Annotated in this window: 17 protein-coding genes and 1 pseudogene; 6 read left to right on the top strand and 12 right to left on the bottom strand. The window is 35.5% G+C overall.

What is annotated here, in order from left to right:
- Positions 1-32: 32 nt before the first annotated feature.
- Positions 33-1,418, top strand: coding sequence for a MocR-like pyridoxine biosynthesis transcription factor PdxR (gene pdxR, locus KHA87_RS15925; protein ID WP_213095121.1), 1,386 nt, complete (start codon positions 33-35; stop codon positions 1,416-1,418).
- Positions 1,419-2,058: 640 nt separating this feature from the next.
- Here pdxR (KHA87_RS15925) and KHA87_RS15920 read toward each other — a convergent pair.
- Both KHA87_RS15920 and KHA87_RS15915 read right to left on the bottom strand, forming a co-directional pair.
- Positions 2,059-2,457, bottom strand: coding sequence for a nuclear transport factor 2 family protein (locus KHA87_RS15920; RefSeq protein ID WP_213095120.1), 399 nt, complete (start codon positions 2,455-2,457; stop codon positions 2,059-2,061).
- A gap of 73 nt (positions 2,458-2,530) precedes the next feature.
- Positions 2,531-2,995 (bottom strand): DinB family protein, encoded by a 465-nt coding sequence (locus KHA87_RS15915; RefSeq protein ID WP_213095119.1) that lies wholly within the window; start codon positions 2,993-2,995, stop codon positions 2,531-2,533.
- A 189-nt stretch (positions 2,996-3,184) separates the two neighbouring features.
- On the opposite strand from KHA87_RS15915, the gene KHA87_RS15910 reads away from it, so the two are divergent.
- The gene (locus KHA87_RS15910; RefSeq protein WP_213095118.1) at positions 3,185-4,096 is read left to right on the top strand and encodes a LysR family transcriptional regulator; all 912 of its coding nucleotides are present in this window, start codon (positions 3,185-3,187) and stop codon (positions 4,094-4,096) included.
- A gap of 256 nt (positions 4,097-4,352) precedes the next feature.
- On the opposite strand, the gene KHA87_RS15905 is transcribed toward KHA87_RS15910, so the two are convergent.
- The 8 genes and pseudogenes from KHA87_RS15905 to KHA87_RS15875 form a co-directional block, all read right to left on the bottom strand.
- Complete coding sequence (locus KHA87_RS15905) at positions 4,353-4,826, bottom strand: divergent PAP2 family protein (RefSeq protein ID WP_213095117.1); 474 nt, start codon at positions 4,824-4,826, stop codon at positions 4,353-4,355.
- A 781-nt stretch (positions 4,827-5,607) separates the two neighbouring features.
- Positions 5,608-5,697, bottom strand: a pseudogene (locus KHA87_RS22265) (oxidoreductase); the annotation flags it as partial.
- 29 nt (positions 5,698-5,726) lie between these two features.
- On the bottom strand, positions 5,727-6,338 hold the full coding sequence (locus KHA87_RS15900) for an alpha/beta hydrolase (RefSeq protein ID WP_213095116.1): 612 nt from the start codon (positions 6,336-6,338) through the stop codon (positions 5,727-5,729).
- Positions 6,339-6,341: 3 nt separating this feature from the next.
- Positions 6,342-7,283, bottom strand: a complete 942-nt coding sequence (locus KHA87_RS15895) for a ring-cleaving dioxygenase (RefSeq protein WP_213095115.1) — start codon at positions 7,281-7,283, stop codon at positions 6,342-6,344.
- Positions 7,284-7,298: 15 nt separating this feature from the next.
- Entirely contained in the window at positions 7,299-7,907 is a 609-nt protein-coding gene (locus KHA87_RS15890; RefSeq protein WP_213095114.1) for a flavin reductase family protein, read from the bottom strand.
- A gap of 23 nt (positions 7,908-7,930) precedes the next feature.
- Positions 7,931-8,869 (bottom strand): ring-cleaving dioxygenase, encoded by a 939-nt coding sequence (locus tag KHA87_RS15885; RefSeq protein ID WP_213095113.1) that lies wholly within the window; start codon positions 8,867-8,869, stop codon positions 7,931-7,933.
- Between the two features lie 23 nt (positions 8,870-8,892).
- Positions 8,893-9,513, bottom strand: a complete 621-nt coding sequence (locus KHA87_RS15880; RefSeq protein WP_213095112.1) for a nitroreductase family protein — start codon at positions 9,511-9,513, stop codon at positions 8,893-8,895.
- 427 nt (positions 9,514-9,940) lie between these two features.
- On the bottom strand, positions 9,941-10,327 hold the full coding sequence (locus KHA87_RS15875) for a RidA family protein (protein WP_213095111.1): 387 nt from the start codon (positions 10,325-10,327) through the stop codon (positions 9,941-9,943).
- Positions 10,328-10,557: 230 nt separating this feature from the next.
- On the opposite strand from KHA87_RS15875, the gene pdxR (KHA87_RS15870) reads away from it, so the two are divergent.
- From pdxR (KHA87_RS15870) to KHA87_RS15860, 3 genes are all read left to right on the top strand, one after another.
- Entirely contained in the window at positions 10,558-11,976 is a 1,419-nt protein-coding gene (pdxR, locus tag KHA87_RS15870) for a MocR-like pyridoxine biosynthesis transcription factor PdxR (RefSeq protein ID WP_213095110.1), read from the top strand.
- Between the two features lie 166 nt (positions 11,977-12,142).
- On the top strand, positions 12,143-13,198 hold the full coding sequence (locus tag KHA87_RS15865; RefSeq protein WP_213095208.1) for a M42 family metallopeptidase: 1,056 nt from the start codon (positions 12,143-12,145) through the stop codon (positions 13,196-13,198).
- On the top strand, positions 13,191-14,318 hold the full coding sequence (locus KHA87_RS15860; protein ID WP_213095109.1) for an aminopeptidase: 1,128 nt from the start codon (positions 13,191-13,193) through the stop codon (positions 14,316-14,318). Before KHA87_RS15865 ends, KHA87_RS15860 begins: the two co-directional genes overlap by 8 nt.
- A 228-nt stretch (positions 14,319-14,546) precedes the next feature.
- On the opposite strand, the gene KHA87_RS15855 is transcribed toward KHA87_RS15860, so the two are convergent.
- Together KHA87_RS15855 and KHA87_RS15850 are read right to left on the bottom strand one after the other, a co-directional pair.
- Entirely contained in the window at positions 14,547-15,428 is an 882-nt protein-coding gene (locus tag KHA87_RS15855) for an NAD-dependent epimerase/dehydratase family protein (protein WP_213095108.1), read from the bottom strand.
- 191 nt (positions 15,429-15,619) lie between these two features.
- On the bottom strand, positions 15,620-16,636 hold the full coding sequence (locus KHA87_RS15850; RefSeq protein ID WP_213095207.1) for a DUF3231 family protein: 1,017 nt from the start codon (positions 16,634-16,636) through the stop codon (positions 15,620-15,622).
- A gap of 480 nt (positions 16,637-17,116) precedes the next feature.
- On the opposite strand from KHA87_RS15850, the gene KHA87_RS15845 reads away from it, so the two are divergent.
- The gene (locus KHA87_RS15845; protein WP_213095107.1) at positions 17,117-17,338 is read left to right on the top strand and encodes a hypothetical protein; all 222 of its coding nucleotides are present in this window, start codon (positions 17,117-17,119) and stop codon (positions 17,336-17,338) included.
- Positions 17,339-17,604: the final 266 nt, after the last annotated feature.

Genomic DNA, 17,604 nt, shown 5'->3' with positions numbered 1-17,604 from the left:
CACATTTCATTAAGATAAGGGGGCCAGATGGAATGCTGGAAATAACACCGAAGCTTGATGTGCATAGTAAAGTACCTTTATATTTACAGCTATATAATTTTATAAAACAGGAAATGGAAACGGGCAACCTCAAACCATACACTAAGCTACCGTCGAAACGGAAACTTGCTAAGTATTTGCAGGTGAGTCAAAACACTATTGAAGCAGCGTACGAGCAGCTTGTTGCGGAAGGGTATATCGAAGGAATTCCACGTAAAGGATATTATATTTGTGAAGTGGAGGAAACATTTTCTAACGAAAAACAAAGCATCGTGTATATCAAAGAGAAATCTTATGAAGATAATGTTATCTTTGATTTCACCCAGACAGGGGTTGATGGTCAATCATTTCCTTTTGCTATATTTCGAAGAATATCGAACGATGTCTTGAAGGATGAGAATAAACAGTTATTAAAGATAGGACATCCACAAGGAGAGTATGAGCTTCGTGAAGCCATTGCCTATTATTTGTATGAATCACGTGGTGTCCAAACTTCGCCGAGTCAGATAATCGTTGGGACAGGTACACCAACACTTATTAGACTTCTGTTTAAATTGCTAAACGGAAGTATCTATGCCGTTGAAGACCCTGGGTATCATCAAAGACTTGTGACATATGAAATGGAAAATAAAAATATCCGGTTGATTCCACTTGACGATGATGGGATGATGATCTCCAAATTAGAGGAAAGTGGTGCTGATATAGCTTTTGTTACGCCATCACATCAATTTCCTTGTGGAATGATTATGCCCATATCAAGACGAAAGCAGTTTTTAAATTGGGCTGAGGAAGACGAAAGACGTTACATCGTGGAGGATGATTATGACAGTGAATTTCGTTATTCAGGAAAACCTATTCCTGCATTGCAAAGCTTAGATTCTCACGAAAAGGTAATCTATATGGGGACGTTCTCTAAAGCATTACTGCCGTCATTACGAATCAGTTACATGGTCCTACCAAAACGGTTAATAGAAAAATATCATGAAAACTATTTCCACTTTACTCCTTCTGTATCCCGTCTTGATCAAGAGATCATAAAAAAATTTATGCGGGAAGGATATTGGGCAAAACATATTAATAAAATGCGAGTCGTTTACAACAAAAAAAGAAATGCACTCGTTTCGGCACTTTCGACTTATTTTCTAGATTCAGTTCAAATCATTGGTCAAGATTCTGGATTACATGTATTAGTCCGTCCGAATAATGGTATGATTGAAAAAGAACTTATTGATCGGGCAGCAAAATATAGTATCAAAGTATATCCGGCATCAGAATATGGTCGAAGTGATAATCAAACAGTGCTGTTAGGTTTTGCTGTACTATCTGAGGAAGAGATCAACACTGCCGTACAATTGTTGGTGAAGGCATGGACAAGGTAACACTCAAGTGGCTAGCATAGCTTTCTTTTCCTTTTAGTTTTATTAAGTTAAGCTTTTTTCCTCTATATATTATTAAAAACCATAGTTTAATAACAAATCAAAGTGCAGTATTACCATACTTTTAACTGATAGTGATTCGATAACTACATCAATTAAACAACAATATTTTAAACCCCGTAGAACAGGGGTGTTTAAGCTTTATAATTCAATAACTTTATGGTCATTTCATAAAAGGTAAAAACCATTTTGATTAAACTTTTTTATAAAAAGTAAGTCTAGATTCATAAATGAGGAACAGGAATGATTCGAGAGATATTCGTATAAACTGAGGAAGTTGAATATGAATTAATATCTGTTTTAATAAAGTTTGATGAAAAATAACCTCTTCGGATAAATATATCCCTAAGAGGCTATTTTTACTTTTCTGAAAAGACTTAGTGACAGGGGAGTTGCTCTAGAATGATAAGTATTACTTTCATTCTTGTATCAATGGATTACACTCAAATTAGTAATTACGCTAGATTAGGGGAGATATGTTTAAAAAGAAGATTTAGAATCATTGTCTGTATTAATCTATTGGCATGCAGATCTAAAGTCCGCTTATCCCGATAATCCCCCTATGGATGCTTACCAGAAAAAATTAATCGACTAAAAAAGCAGCCTCCAAGGCACCAGTATCTTCAAAGCCACGGAAATACTTAATCTTGCCATCTTCAACTTCGCAAACCACAGCCCAATAGCTTTCAAAAACTTTATCGGTATATCGGATCCGGTGCTTAAATCTTCCCCAAGCTAAAGCGGTGGTTTCATCAGCAAGTACCTTATTGACTTCGAATTCCTGGGTATCTAGATCTTTCTCAAACTTGGACAATAGTGTCCTTACACCCTCTATCCCGTAATAGGTCCCATAAAAATAGTGTCTATCCGACTCTTTCTCGAATGCAGCGATAAACTTGGCGTCCTTGTGTATATAATGGAGGGCTTTATCGATATCCACTAAATGGTGGAAGTATTGAAGTAACACTTGATCCGGTTTCATATAGCATCAATCTCCTATTTTAAAGTTGGAATGTTATGCATATCCTTTCATCCTATTTAACAAAATGATACCTTTATTGGATTGCTTTAACTTGGCTTGAAATAACCCCAAGATGTATAGCTTCATGCATCAGAGCGAAGTTAAACAACTCACCGGAGGACACGAATTGGAATGGGCCCATGACAAAAGGAGATTCCAGGTTTATATCTAGCATTTCGGGCGTTAGCTCTGAGAATCGGATAAGTTGAGCCTTTAACTGTTCGATCAGCACTTCCTTTGAGGGTGGTGTAGTTACCCATTCCGAAGGATTCGTTCCGGTGCCGAATAACATTTCATATTCAGGCGGAATGGTAGACTTAAATCCGAAAGATAACTTTGAGTATTTATCCGTCCAGTACACTATGTGACCTATATTCCAGCGAATCGTGTTATTGAAACCTTTTGCTTGAATGTCAAATTGATTTTCCGAAATGTCCTGAAGCTGACCAATCAAGATTTGACGTAGAACCTTACCAGTAGTAATAATCGATTTTTCCATAGTTAAAATTCCTCCCGTTAAATTGTTTTGCTTTCACATCTAAAGTGTAACTTTCTCCTCACCAAGCAACAATCACGAGATTCCGATTTAATTAATCGGTTTTAGTAATGATTATATGGAATAAAATGGGTCATATATTATAATTAATAATGAAGATGAATATTTAACAAGGGGAAGGGGAAGTAGGGGATGGAATTTAGACAGCTTGAGTATTTTGCCGCGGTTTGTAAGGAATTGCATTTCACAAGGGCGGCCGAGAACCTATGCACGACACAGTCTAATCTAAGTCAGCAGATTAAATTTTTGGAAAATGAGCTTGGGATGCCGTTGTTCGACCGCATTGGCAAGCGGATTGCGTTGACAGAAGCAGGTAAGATCTTGTTGGAACAATGTGATATCATTTTCGAGCGAGTCGACTATATAAAAGGAGCTATTACGGATCTAAAGAAAATGGAAGGTGGCAGGCTGGACATTGGGATTCTTCCTGGAGATGGAGATTTGCTGTTTGATACACTATTGATCAACTTCCACCGCACATATCCCAAACTTTCCATTCAGGTTACGGAGACCGTAGATGTGTATGAACAGGTTGTCAACGGAACACGGGATCTAGGAGTTACCATTGTCCCAACGAATCCGGATGATCGCATCTCGGTCATCCCTTTGTTCCATGAGGAGTTTGCATTGGCTATTCATTCGGATCACCCCTTTGCGAAGTCAAAGGCGATCCCCTTCGAACAATTACAGCAACTTAAACTAGTAATGTTCGGCCCCGAGCATCAGATTTCAAGGGTAATCCAATCTTGTTGTAAGGAAAAAGCGATTGTTATAGACAATTCCATTGTAACCTCAACGTTATCAACGCTTCTGTCTTTAGTCGAACAAGGGATAGGAGCGGCAATTCTTCCGCGAATGCTGCTTGATTATCTGAAACGCGATAACATTTCTGTCGTATCGCTTCTCAATCCTACACCAAGTCAGGATATTTGCATCATATATCGAACGGACAAATTTATGGGGAAAGCTGCAAAAATATTTATAGACGAATTACAGTCCTTCATTCAAAATGTAGAGAATCTTTCTAATCGTTCGTTGGGGTAAAAAAGTGTAGATCAGGGGCATGTTGGTAGAGTAATGGCCAGCTTGATCGGCTGCTTCATGAATGCTTTACAATAATGCTTGTGCCAGGAGGGCTTGGAACTGGAGGTGTTGGATGGAGGCTACAATATCCGCCGTAGTTAGTGCTATTACACTATTAGCTAAAGAAGGGTAAGGAACAGAGGTAATATTACCTTTCTTTTAAAATACGACTTAGAACTTCAAGAAAAGTACATGACCTAATCCATGTGGAACTAGGTCATTTTAATGGATAAAAGTAATACGTTAACACTCCTACTAATATTCCTGTTATGGCACCAAAAAACACTTCGATTGGCTTATGTCCTAATAATTCTTTTAGTTTTTCTCTATACTCGGCTTTCTCTAAATTTGGATTTTTTAAAGTATCAATTAATCTATTAAAATCAACTAATAATTTATTTAGAACTTCTGCATGAAAACCAGCATGTCTTCGAACTCCGGTAGCATCATGCATAACGATAAAGGATACGACGATTGCGATGGCAAATTCATTTGAATAAATACCCGAAGTTAGTCCAATTGCCGTAGTCAAAGCGATAATCGTAGATGTATGAGAACTTGGCATTCCACCAGTACTGAACATTAATTTCCACTTTAATTCCCTTGTTGTTAAAAAATGAATGGGGATTTTTACAAACTGTGCAAATAGCATCCCCAAAAGAGCAGCTAAGATGGGATAAGATAAAAACATTTTTCCTCCTAATGTTTAAGAAAATATTGTATTCAAGGACTTTTTAGGATGAGATTTATAATTAATACAAAAGATTCATAAACGAGATAAGTCCTACAGTTTAAATTAGCAAAGAAGTGCTAAGAATCACTTATTGTTTCGTTAAAGTTTCATAAAAAAATCCTCCTTTTAATAAAAGACTGAGTATATCATTAAAAATGAATTAATATACAAGAATTCCTCGAAATGGGTGATACAGTGTAAGGGCTAGGACTTATAGTTGTTTTAGTCTTACTTAGAATTAATTAATCGTTATTTAAAAAATGGTTACTTATAGAACCGGAACTGAGACATATGAAAAAAATTTTGTTATTACCCCTATTACAAATGCAATTGGGGCATCATCAAGTTGCTGAGGCATTAATGGATTTATTATAAAATCATACCTATGGAATTGCTTTAAAAAAGTCAATTTGTTAAATTTTACTAATAAAATTTCAGAAAAAATGATTACAAGTGGATATTTAAAATGGATTTACTACTTACCAGATACTTATAATCTGGTCTATAATAAATTATTCTATGCACCATCAACAAAAGAACATTCATCTAGGTGGTATTAATTCATCTTTTAAAAAAATGGAGCAATTGTTAAAGAAATGTCTCCATTTTGGGATATTCCTTTCTTCTACCAATAATATTTAATTCCTTCATAAAAAACAGGGTACGCTAATCGAAGAAGGATTAACGCACCCTGTTATGAAAATTATTAAGCAAACTGGCTGATTTGTTGAAAAAGGGACCCAAACCGTCCGAATAATTTCTGAGTTCTATAAAAGAAGAACACAATTCCAACCATTATGCGAATTAATTGTAGCCCTAATTCTTGCATAAAATATAAACTCTAACTTTTATTTTCAATTACTTAAATGTTTTTTGTTTATACCATTGAGCGGCTGCTTCGACTTCATCAATTGTTAATTGATGACCTCTATTTTCCCAATGAAGTTCTACATCAGCATTAGCATTCTTTAATAATGATTGTAACTCTTCCGATTCCAATGGGGAACAGATTGGATCGTTTGTTCCTGCCGCAATAAATATTGATTTCCCTGATAAATCAGGAAGATTAATTCCTCTTCTCGGTACCATTGGATGATGGAGAATTGCCCCTTTTAAGGCATTCTGATAATGAAATAATAAACTTGCTGCTATATTTGCCCCATTAGAGTAACCTATTGCGATGATATTATTTCGGTTAAACTGATATTTTTCAGCTGCTTCATCGAGGAAGTCATTTAACTCCTTTGTACGAAAGATTAGATCTTCTTCATCAAAGACGCCTTCAGCTAATCTACGAAAGAATCGTGGCATCCCATTTTCTGATACATTTCCGCGTACACTTAATATGGATGCTTCATCGTCAACTCTTCCCGCAACAGGAAGTAAATCCAACTCATTACCACCTGTACCATGCAGCAACAGTAAAGTTGGCTTTAAAGAGTCCTTTCCTTCTTGAAAGAAATGTTTCATCTTTTATTCTCCTTTCAAACTCTTAACCTCAATACGAGGAAGTAGTTCTTCCAATCCTTTTCGTTTATCCTCTAGCCATGGGGGTAACATGAGATTATTCCCCAGTTCAGACAGTGGTTCATCAACAGTAAATCCAGGTGGATCTGTTGCGATTTCAAAGAGAATTCCCCCGCCTTCATGAAAATAAAGTGCTTTAAAGTAATTACGGTCTAATATCTCAGTTGGAAAATATTCTGCTTGTTCGAGCAATTCTCTCCACTTCTGAAGCTGCTCCTCATCCTTGGCTCTCCATGCAATATGGTGGACAGTTCCCGCCCCCATTAGCCCTCTTACTGATGCGGACAACTTAATATCAATAATATTCCCAAGGTGTCCATCGGCCGTAAACCTTAGGAATTCCCCATCTTGACCAAGACATGTTAATCCTAAGACAGCTTCTAGAACCTCAGAGGTCTTATAAGGGTATCTTGACAATAGAGTCGCTCCAGCAAATCCTTTTATTGCATATTCAGCAGGGATGTCTATTACTTCCCGTGCATTTATTGCCTCCGCTTCTCGCTCCACTAATTCAATGTGTAGTCCGTCAGGATCACTTAATTCCAAATAAGATTCACCAAATCGAGAAGAAGATTGATAGGATATCTGATATTTTTGCAAACGACTTTCCCAGAAAGAAATAGAGCCTTTTGGAATCATATAAGCCGTTACGCCGACCTGTCCTGTTCCGATACGCCCTTTCAGTTGTTTTGCCCAGGGAAAGAAAGTAATTATCGTACCTGGTTCTCCTGTCTTATTTCCGAAGTAAAGATGATAAACTTCAGGACGATCAAAATTAATAGTTTTCTTTATCAGCCTTAATCCAAGTACTCCTGTATAAAAATCAATGGTTCTTTGCGCATCATTTACCATCGCGGTTATATGATGAATCCCTTCTGTTTTCAACATGTGAACACCTCCTTTTTACTTCGGTCTCTCCATGGAAAAAACCTCACCTATTTTCGCGTAATTTATTCCTGCCAATCTACTTACTGCCGCTAAACCTGCTGGATTGATTCTTCCATCTTCATAAATTTCCTCGTCTATATGAAATTGAACTATTTTCCCGATAATTAGGTCACAGCCTATCGAATCATTCTCTCCTAGTTCTATAGAGTATTCCAAAGCACATTCCATCCGAACCTTTGACTCGCTCACCCCAGGCACCTTGATTTTTTCACTATCAACCAGCGTTAAATCAGCTAATTTAATTTCACTTTGATTTGGTGGAAGATTAGCGGCCGTTTGATTCACCTTTTCCACGTTTTGCTCATCCACAATATGAACAACAAACTCTTTTGCATGAATAATATTACGTGCAGTATCCTTTTGTTTCCCTCCAGAACGCTGTATAGAGAGGGAAATCATTGGCGGGTTCGCTGAAACAATATTGAAGTAGCTAAAAGGCGCTCCATTTATTGTCCCATTGTTTGAAACCGACGTTACAAACGCGATTGGTCTTGGAATAATGCTTCCAATTAAAAGTTTGTAGTTTTCCCTTTCTGTATTTAAAGATGGGTCAATAGAGAGCAAAGAAAATCATTCCTTTCGAAAAATTAATCTATTTCTCTTACTTGAATCGGAATCAAAGCATCATTTAGTCGGCTTCGGTACATTTCATATTGTTGTGGCAACATCAATTTTTCACCCATTGTCTCGTATGATTCATCATGAGCGAAGCCTGGAGGGTCTGTAGCAATTTCGAATAATATTTCTCCATGTTCTCTAAAGTAAATAGCGTTAAAATAATTGCGATCTCTAACAGGTGTCACTCCATATCCATATTTGCTGACATGTTTTTGCCAATCTAATTGATCCTCGTCATCTTTGGCCCTCCAAGCAATATGGTGGACAGTTCCAACTCCCATCTCTCCGCGTCCTACAGGAGTTAATTTTAAATCGATGATATTTCCAATATCACTCAGTGAACGGAAACGACGGATATCATTTTCTTCTCCAACAACTTCTAATCCTAACACTTTTTCCAAAAGTTCTGCTGTCTTATCCGGACGGGCCGATAATAAGGTAGCACCGCCAAACCCTTTAATGGCAACATCAGGTGTTACTTCTCCAAATTGCCATGTATTATTGTCTCCTTCTTCTCTTTCGACAATTTCCAAATGAAGACCATGTGGATCATCAAATTCTAAATAGGTCTCACCAAATCGTTCTGTCTTAACAAAGGAGATATTAAACTTTGTTAATCGATTTTCCCAAAAATTCATTGCCCCTTCTGGAACTACATAAGAAGTTACTCCTACTTGACCGCCTCCGATTTTCCCTTGTGAAGCATTTGCCCAAGGAAAAAAGGTAATGATGGTCCCAGGCTTTCCGCCCTCATTTCCGAAATAAAGATGATACGTTCCTGGGTCATCAAAATTAATAGTTTTCTTAACCAATCGTAAACCTAAAACCCCTGCATAAAAATCTACATTTTCCTGTGGATGTCCTACAATTGCAGTAATATGGTGAATTCCCATTGTTTGTTTTTTCATTCTACACACGTCCTTTCGAATTTTTAAAAGTAAGATACAAATTCACTGACAGGTTTTCGATAGCCTCTCGGTTTTCTGCTTTCCACTTTTTCTTTCCCTATTGTGATCATCATAGCTACTTCGTGTTCATCATTAATACATAACAATTCTTTAACAGCTTTTGGATCAAATCCTATCATCGGGCAAGTATCCCAACCTTTTTCCTTAGCAGCTAACATAAAAAGCATAGCTGATAAGGAAGCATTTCTTATGGCATCTTCTTTATGAAATTCATGTCCCCTTGATTCATAAAAGGAGATAGTATCCGAGACCAATTGATTGTATTCTTGCTGATTGACAATCCCTAACATTTTCAAGCCTTCATAGATCTCAGGAGCTTGATTAAAGGCATTCTTATCACCTAAGACTAAAATGACCGCAGATGAACTTTTCACCTTATATTGTCCATTTGCCGCTAATCTCATTTTTTCCTTTATCTCAGGATTAATTACGACAAAGTACTTGGTATGTTGCAGATTAAACGCAGAGGGAGCCAGTTTTACAAGTTCAAAAATTTCATTAAGCTCCTCTTTAGTGATAGGAATATTATCAAGAAAGTTACTTGTAGATCTTCTTTTATTCACCAAATCAATAAATTGAGTCATATTATCAACTCCTGTTATTTGTTTCGTATTACTAATATCTCGAATTCGAGATATTTTGTAAAAAAATATATGCTTCTAATCAAATCGAAGATAAAGTTCATAATAAGTTACAAAAAGTAACTAACTATATCTTAGTTAGTATTATATAAAACTAATTTGTAAAAGTAAAGATTATTTTATAAGTAATTTTACTTAAAATGTTTTCCTAGCTTCTCAAGAAACTAACGGATTGAATTGATTCGACTCTTAGTTAAGCTGTCGCCTTTCCTCACCTCCAAAATTGCTTGGGAGCATCATTTAGTAAGAGTAATATGGTAAATGTTTAATGGAAAATAGGCTTTGTAAAATGGGATTCCTCCTATTATTACCGCGGAAAAATAAAATAGGTGCACTTAATGCACCTATCTAACTAAGAAATTACTATTTATTATTTCGCAGCCCAGGCTTCCACCTCTACTTTTAATTCAGGTCTGGCTAATGCTGCAACATATGCCAGGGTAGTAGCAGGAGGAGACTGATGATGGAATTCACTCCACGTTTTTAAGTACACATCTCTGTTGATACTTTCCGTTAACCAAATATTTATTTTAAATACATTAGTAACATCAATACCCTCGCTTTGTAGTATGGATTTAATATTTTCTAGAGCATTGACAAATTGAGTTTCAATATCCTCTGGTAAAGTCCCGTTTTTGTCATTACCTACTTGTCCAGATAATACCACTAATTCAGCATCTTTTGGGATTACGGTTACATGATGATACTGCGCAATTGGGGGTGCAACATTTTCTGGATTCACTTTTTTGATTTGCATTTTTTTACCTCCTTTAAATACAGTATACCAATTTTTTAAAAAGTTCGTAAATTCGCTGAGTGATTTAACATTATAATCATTGAATAGTGTGACGAAAGGACCATTAGAATAATTACGGATAACTGCAATTTTTTTCGTGTTTGTGGTATCTGGCTAATTTATAATGTTGTTAGCGAGATTTTGAAGTCGATTGAATTTTTTAGAGTATATATGATAAACGGAGGGTTTTGATGAATAAACTTTCTCTTCTTACTCCAAATCTTCAAAAGGATGGGGATAATCCACTATACTTACAATTGTTTTTATTCATTAAGAAAGAAATAGAAACACAAAAACTTTTAGAAGACACTCGTTTGCCATCCATTAGAAATTTGGCTGAGTATCTATGTCTCAGTCGTAATACGGTTGATCTTGCTTATCAACTATTAATACAAGAAGACTTCATTCGATCAGTACAAGGGAGTGGATTCTTTGTAAATAGAGTTCGGGAGCATAAGGAAATTCCTCGAGAATCAACCACATCATTACATAATCCCCCGATTCGTTATGATTTTTATCACAAAGCAGTAGATTATCGTGAATTCCCTTATGCAATTTGGAATCAAATTGCAAAGACAAATTCGTTACTCAGTGGTTCGGATGACACTCATTCGATGGATCCGAAAGGAGAAGGGTATTTAAGAAAAGAAATAGCCAAATATCTTTATTCGGTCAGGGGGCTACATTGTAACCCTGATCAAATTGTGATTGGAACAAGCTCTACCCAATTATTACAAATTCTTTTAACCTTAACAAACTCTAAGTCGCATGGAGATACAGTAGTTTATTTCGAAGATCCAGGATATGATGTAGTCCGTAATTTTTTCATACATCAGGGTTATGAAATCCAACCAATTAGAATGGAAGTTGACGGACTATGTGTGGAAGATTTAAAGAAGCATCAGTTAAATGGATATCTATACACTAGTCCATCACAACAGGTTCCATTAGGAAGCATGATGTCTCTAACGAAAAGAAAAGCTTTAATGGAATGGGCAGAACAAAATCAAGTTTATGTGATTGAAGATGATTTTGATTGTGCTTTTACTTATGAACATTCACCCATACCAGCTCTTCAAAGTTTTGATCAAAATGAAAATGTAATTTATCTAGGAGGATTCTTTCGGATTCTCTGCCCTGAAATTTTATGTAGTTATATGGTACTTCCCCCTCATTTATTAAAAAAATATAATTCGACAGTAGCTACCTATTCAACTCCTGGAATTTCTATTCATCTGCAAAAGCAATTGTTTACCTTTATCTCAGAGGGGAATTTATATAAGCATACTAAGAAAATGAAGATAATTTATAAACAAAAAAATAAAAGGATTATTGAGATAATTGAACAAAATTTTGGACCTACAGTTAATGTTATCGATACAGGAGCAGGAACTCATTTGGTTCTTGAACTAGTGACAAAAGGGATAAATGAGGAAGATGAGTTGGCTCAATTAGCTATAAGCTCAGGCGTTTATTTAATATCTACGAAAAAGTACCGTTACCTATATACACCAGAAAATCCACAATTCATTTTAAATTATGGTGGTTTGCAAATCGAGGAACTAGAAGAAGCAATTGTTCATCTAAAAATTGCCTGGTCAATAGAATAGAACTAAAAGAAGGGAGTCACCTTCTTTTTTTATTTTGAAATGGAAGAGGTACAGTTTAAAGAGATTTATTAAAAAATTGCACCTTTTTGAGAAAAAATAATAATGATACCATTTACATGAATTCACGACATAAAGAAAGGTGGAGCATGTAATGAAGGATTTCGCTATGGAAAATACCTACAATCTACTAAAACAGTTGGTGGAAATACCTAGCCCTGCAGGGAACACCTTCGGAATCATATCCATTATTGATGAATACCTACATGAATTGTGCATTGAAACAAAGTGGAATCATAGAGGGGCTTTACTAGTAACTTTGCCAGGTAAGGATCAGAATCATCACCGCTTTGTAACAGCGCATGTAGATACATTAGGTGCTATGATTAAGGAAATCAAACCTAGTGGTAGGTTAACCATGGATTTAATCGGTGGTTTCACTTTCAATTCTATTGAAGGGGAAAACTGCAGAATAGAAACCTCTTCAGGTAGGGTCTATACAGGCACCATTTTAATGCATCAAACTTCACTACATGTTTACAAGGATTCTGCAAAGGCGGAAAGAAATCAAGCAAACATGGAGATTCGAATCGATGAACAGGTAAGTAATGCGGATGATGTTCGATCATTAGGAATCGAAGTGGGAGATTTTATTTCGTTTGAACCAAGAATGGAGCTTACCCCATCAGGTTTTATAAAGTCCAGGCATCTTGACGACAAAGTCTGCGTAGTAATAATGCTTCAAATACTAAAGAAACTTCATATGGAAGAAATTTCTTTACCTTATACCACTCATTTCCTTTTTTCTAATAGTGAAGAAATTAGATATGGTGGAAATGCTAGTGTACCTCCAGCAACAGTGGAATATCTTGCACTTGATATTGGTGTTATCGGTGACGGCCAAGCTTCTGATGAGTATTCTGTCTCTATTTGTACCAAAGACTCAAGTGGTCCTTATCATTTGGGGTTAAGAAAAAGTTTACAACAGCTTTCCGAAAAAAATAATATTGCTTACAACCTTGATATATTTCCTTTTTATGGATCAGATGCTTCCTCAGCTATTCATGCTGGACATGATATTATTCATGGCTTAATTGGGCCGGGAGTAGATGCCACCCATGCATATGAAAGAACCCATTTATCGTCCATTCAACAAACAGCTTCCTTACTCTTTTGTTATTTACAATCCAATATGATGATAGAAGGAGGGATAGAAAATGGATAGAAATGCATTATTGTCCAGTCAAATTGTTCATCACTCTTTAGGTCTTCAAAAGAATGAAAAAGTTCTAATAGAAGCATTTGATGTAGAACGTATCGAAATTATACGATCACTTATTGAAGAAATACAAAAAATTGGGGCATATCCAATTGTAACATTACGGGATAACCAAGTAATAAGCGACTTATTATTGAATGCTTCGAAAGAACAGATAGAATTATGGACGACTGTTGATAAATATCAGATGGAAACCGTAGATGCCTATATAGGAATTCGTGGCAGTCATAATTTATATGAATTATCAGATATTCCGGGTGAAATCATTCAGACTTACAATCAGATTTACCAAAGGGAAGTTCGTTTTTTAACTTGTGTAAAACAAAAAAAGTGGGTTATATTACGATATCCTAACCCATCATTTGCACAGCTTGCCAATATGAGTACTAGAAAGTTCGAGCAATTCTTTTATGATGTCTGTACAGTTGATTACAAAGAAATGAGTAATGCGATGACACCTTTAATCGAACTCATGGATCAAACCGATATAATAACAATTAAAGGAAAAGATACCAATTTACAGTTTTCCATTAAAGGGGAAAGCTCTTATAAAAGTGTCGGAACTTTCAATCTCCCAGATGGAGAGATATATACTGCACCAAATAAATATTCAGTAAATGGATATATCACTTTTAATACCCCTTCTCCATATGGTGGGTTTATATTTGAAGATATAAAGTTGTTCTTTGAGGATGGAAAAATTGTCCGATCTAGTGCGAATGACTCAAGACGTTTAGAAGAAATATTAAATACGGACGAAGGTTCCAGGTACCTTGGTGAATTTGCTATTGGTGTCAACCCTCATATCCTAACACCAATGAAGGATATCCTATTTGATGAAAAAATAACTGGGTCGATACATTTGGCGATAGGTGAATGCATTGAAGGTTGTTCGAATGGCAATCACTCCTCTATTCATTGGGATATGGTACTCATTCAACGGGAGGAATATGGCGGAGGAGAAATATGGTTTGATGATCAATTGATTCGTAAGGGAGGGGAATTTGTCCATCCAAATTTGGTCAATTTAAATCCAGTTCAATTACTATCGCTGGATTCTAAATAGTATATAAAGCTAAGAGAAATGAATTATAGCCAAAAAAATTTCCTGTTTCTTCCGTACAGAAACAATATTTTCGAGGTGGATATGAAAAATAAGTCTCCTCGCTAATTAGACAACACAAAAATGAACTCTATTAAACTTCAAAGAACTTAAGAGCTTATTTTAATTTTAAAGATAAAAATAAGCTCTTATTTTTTAATTACCTATTAAAATTAGTTTTGTATTAAGCCCTTATTCTTTATTACTCGCGATTGCCTCCACTAAAGGCTTTAGCCAATCCTGTAAGTTTGAAAATACGAAGCCACTATTTATTGCTTTTTCATTCGTCATATACCAGGACGCAGGAATAGCATAAGGAGAAAGGATATCTTCATTTTCTTCTAATAAGATTTTGGCAGTCTTACCGGTGACATCTTCAATCAGTTTAATAAGATCAGATAATGATATTTTTCCAGTAGCTATTGCATTATAAGGTCCTTCAATGTCATTTAAACCTGCCCATTTTAAAAACTGAGCTGCCTCAGATGCTTGGATAAATGACATTTCAGCATCCATATTGATAAATCCAATTGGAGTTTCATCTACTATTCTTTCGACGTGGAAATGTAAACGCCGTGTATAATCATCCTCTCCCATTACGATTGGGAAGCGAACAGCGACAACAGGGAATTTCGCATATTTAAAGAAGACGGCTTCTGCCTGGCGTTTTCCTTCACCATAAGTAAAATCTTTACTGTCACCCATCTGAATTTCATAGTTATACGGGTTAAAATCAGGTTCACTTTTTTCCTTCCCATCTATCTCATAAGTGGAAAGTGTGGATGTAAAAACCAGCTTTTTAATTTTTCCATTAAATAACTCGCAAAATGAATAAGCTTCATTTGGAGAATAGCAAATATTATCATATACAATATCAAAAACACGTCCGTCTATTTTTTGGGATAATTCTTCTTTATTTAAACGGTCGGCTACAATATGTTCCACTTTATCCCCAAATGGATTACCTGATTGCCCGCGAGTCAGAATTGCAACATTATGTCCCTCTTCCAGTAATAGCTCTACTAATTTTCGACCAAAGAAACGAGTGCCGCCTAATACCAAAATGTTTTTCATTTGTATGTCTCCTTAAATTATATTTTGAGATTTCATAAATGACATGTATAAAGCTTTTATAATATTAATTCTCTTTGTATTATGTATATCCTTCTGTATAGCCTATATTTCCATAGTTTGCATGCTAAATAGCGGGTGCCAGATAAAAATAAATGCGTTATCTATTGATAGACAACGCACAATTAATCGTATTATTTCTCTGAACCTTGTACAAGAGACTTTCTGTCAATTGCTTCGGGTTGTTTTTCTAACCATCCATGTTTAACCATAATGTTGTAAGAAATTACACCAGCCTCCATAGCATGGGTAAATACTTTGGAATAGTTAACCATTATATCTGATCGGAGGCTGGAGCCTAATGATGCGCCATAATAACTAAGGGCTGCGTTTACTAAAAATCCCGCATGAAACATGATTAATTTGTCAGAAAATGGACTAATTGTAGAATCAGTAATCTCGGCATCCCATTTCTCCGGTATTGGTAAATGATCCTGTTTCAATATCGTGTCAAAGCTATCTGTATCTTTTCCTGCTAATTTAACGTTTTTTAACATAAAATTACGGACTTCCTCTAACTCTGCTACCTGACTAAAAGCCAAACTCAATGCTTTAATAAATCCTGTTTTCGTTGAATTAAAGAAAAGAGTGCTGATTTCCGAACTATTTAGTGGTCTTTTGTCACCAATTAAATTTGAAACGAAGCCAGGAGATTCTATAAATTTTCCCCCATGTGGGGAAGGAATGGAAGGAACACTTGAATATTTTGGATGGTTTTTTGCTAATTTCACTATTTTCTGGAACAATTCCTTAGAGGATGTCGTACATTCAAGAAAGTAATCCTGAATGTCATACTGCTCCGAGTTTGTAATAGCTAAGCTATAAGCGTTTAACCCATGTATTGTCATAATATAGGAGTAAAAAAGTAAAAATTCATCAGAGAATAAGCGTGGGGCATTAACATTCACGTCGTTTTCCGTAAATCCAATGGGGACTTGGAAATTTGCCTTTTTAAAGAATTCCTTGATTTTCGTAATATGGCCCTCAGCAAGTTGTAATGAGGATTCTAATATAGGCTTTATCTCTTGATTTTCAACAATGTTAAGAAAATATTTGTACACACATATTGCCATACTATCGCCCGTATACTGAAGCCATAGGGCGGATATTTCTGCAGCGGTTAAATTGTTTGTTTTTTCACTTCCAAACATACCCAAAGGAAATACCCTCCAACATTCTCATTTATCATTCCAAGTTTATTTTGTGGTATTCGTAATGAAATATACAGATAATCGAAAATTTTGGTTGACCATTTAAAAGATCAATATGATAAAGAAGTTTTACAGTGATGGTTATTCTCGTAACTTATAAACAGGATGATACATAGAAAATAAGTGCCTACATTAGGCAGTGAATTTCATTTACCTAACTTGAGATTTCCCTAGTTTCAAGATGAAAAAGTGATTTACATTGAGATTTCCCCTCAAGCTGAGCTAGTCGCTCGCCTCTCGCCTCTCTCTAATCATTTTTTGAAATTCTTTATTTTTCTCATTCCTTCTCTTTATTTCTTGTTTTGCAAAGATACATCACATGGTATACCTCATTGTATTTCTAATATTTTGAAAAGAAGGGTTTTAGTACCCTTTTAGCTAATATACACCTAACAGAAAACACTTAGAAGGAGATATCCAATGAAGAAATTTTTAATTGAGGGAGCAATATATGGTTTCCTTATTGGCCTCGCCATAGGATTACTTTTTGTAAAATATAAGACTATTACATTTGATTCGGGAATATATACAACCTCCTACAAGCCTATAAGTGAATATATAATTATTTTACTTAGATGTGGAGTAATAGTTTCAATATTAGGATGCTTAAGTGGATTTGTATTTTTCCAACGCAAAAAGTAAATATTGTGTTTAAAATGGAAATATGTAGAATATGGTCGTATTGTGTGCACATAAAAAAATAAGAGGATGGGAGGATTAGGTGTTTAAGACATTAAGTATTGCAACAGTATTATCAATTCGCAATAGACACAGACAAATGATTCTGTGTCATTTTTGTAAAAGCAGCGTTTGAAGTTAAAGGGGAAATTAGACGATTAAACAACTCGTTATTACTGCAACTTTATTATCATTCAATTTCGAATTTTCTATACTATACACCTTGTTAT

The organism is Bacillus sp. FJAT-49736 (genome assembly GCF_018343615.1).
Classification (GTDB): Bacteria; Bacillota; Bacilli; order Bacillales; family Bacillaceae_C; genus Margalitia.
Note: the sequence above shows the minus strand (reverse complement) of the source record. Positions and strands in the feature narration are given on the sequence as shown.

Coding starts and splice junctions, on each gene's coding strand:
- pdxR (WP_213095121.1), top strand. CDS start 33: ATGCTGGAAATAACACCGAAGCTTGATGTGCATAGTAAAGTACCTTTA.
- KHA87_RS15920 (WP_213095120.1), bottom strand. CDS start 2,457: ATGAAACCGGATCAAGTGTTACTTCAATACTTCCACCATTTAGTGGAT.
- KHA87_RS15915 (WP_213095119.1), bottom strand. CDS start 2,995: ATGGAAAAATCGATTATTACTACTGGTAAGGTTCTACGTCAAATCTTG.
- KHA87_RS15910 (WP_213095118.1), top strand. CDS start 3,185: ATGGAATTTAGACAGCTTGAGTATTTTGCCGCGGTTTGTAAGGAATTG.
- KHA87_RS15905 (WP_213095117.1), bottom strand. CDS start 4,826: ATGTTTTTATCTTATCCCATCTTAGCTGCTCTTTTGGGGATGCTATTT.
- KHA87_RS15900 (WP_213095116.1), bottom strand. CDS start 6,338: ATGAAACATTTCTTTCAAGAAGGAAAGGACTCTTTAAAGCCAACTTTA.
- KHA87_RS15895 (WP_213095115.1), bottom strand. CDS start 7,283: ATGTTGAAAACAGAAGGGATTCATCATATAACCGCGATGGTAAATGAT.
- KHA87_RS15885 (WP_213095113.1), bottom strand. CDS start 8,869: ATGAAAAAACAAACAATGGGAATTCACCATATTACTGCAATTGTAGGA.
- KHA87_RS15880 (WP_213095112.1), bottom strand. CDS start 9,513: ATGACTCAATTTATTGATTTGGTGAATAAAAGAAGATCTACAAGTAAC.
- KHA87_RS15875 (WP_213095111.1), bottom strand. CDS start 10,327: ATGCAAATCAAAAAAGTGAATCCAGAAAATGTTGCACCCCCAATTGCG.
- pdxR (WP_213095110.1), top strand. CDS start 10,558: ATGAATAAACTTTCTCTTCTTACTCCAAATCTTCAAAAGGATGGGGAT.
- KHA87_RS15865 (WP_213095208.1), top strand. CDS start 12,143: ATGGAAAATACCTACAATCTACTAAAACAGTTGGTGGAAATACCTAGC.
- KHA87_RS15860 (WP_213095109.1), top strand. CDS start 13,191: ATGGATAGAAATGCATTATTGTCCAGTCAAATTGTTCATCACTCTTTA.
- KHA87_RS15855 (WP_213095108.1), bottom strand. CDS start 15,428: ATGAAAAACATTTTGGTATTAGGCGGCACTCGTTTCTTTGGTCGAAAA.
- KHA87_RS15850 (WP_213095207.1), bottom strand. CDS start 16,636: ATGTTTGGAAGTGAAAAAACAAACAATTTAACCGCTGCAGAAATATCC.
- KHA87_RS15845 (WP_213095107.1), top strand. CDS start 17,117: ATGAAGAAATTTTTAATTGAGGGAGCAATATATGGTTTCCTTATTGGC.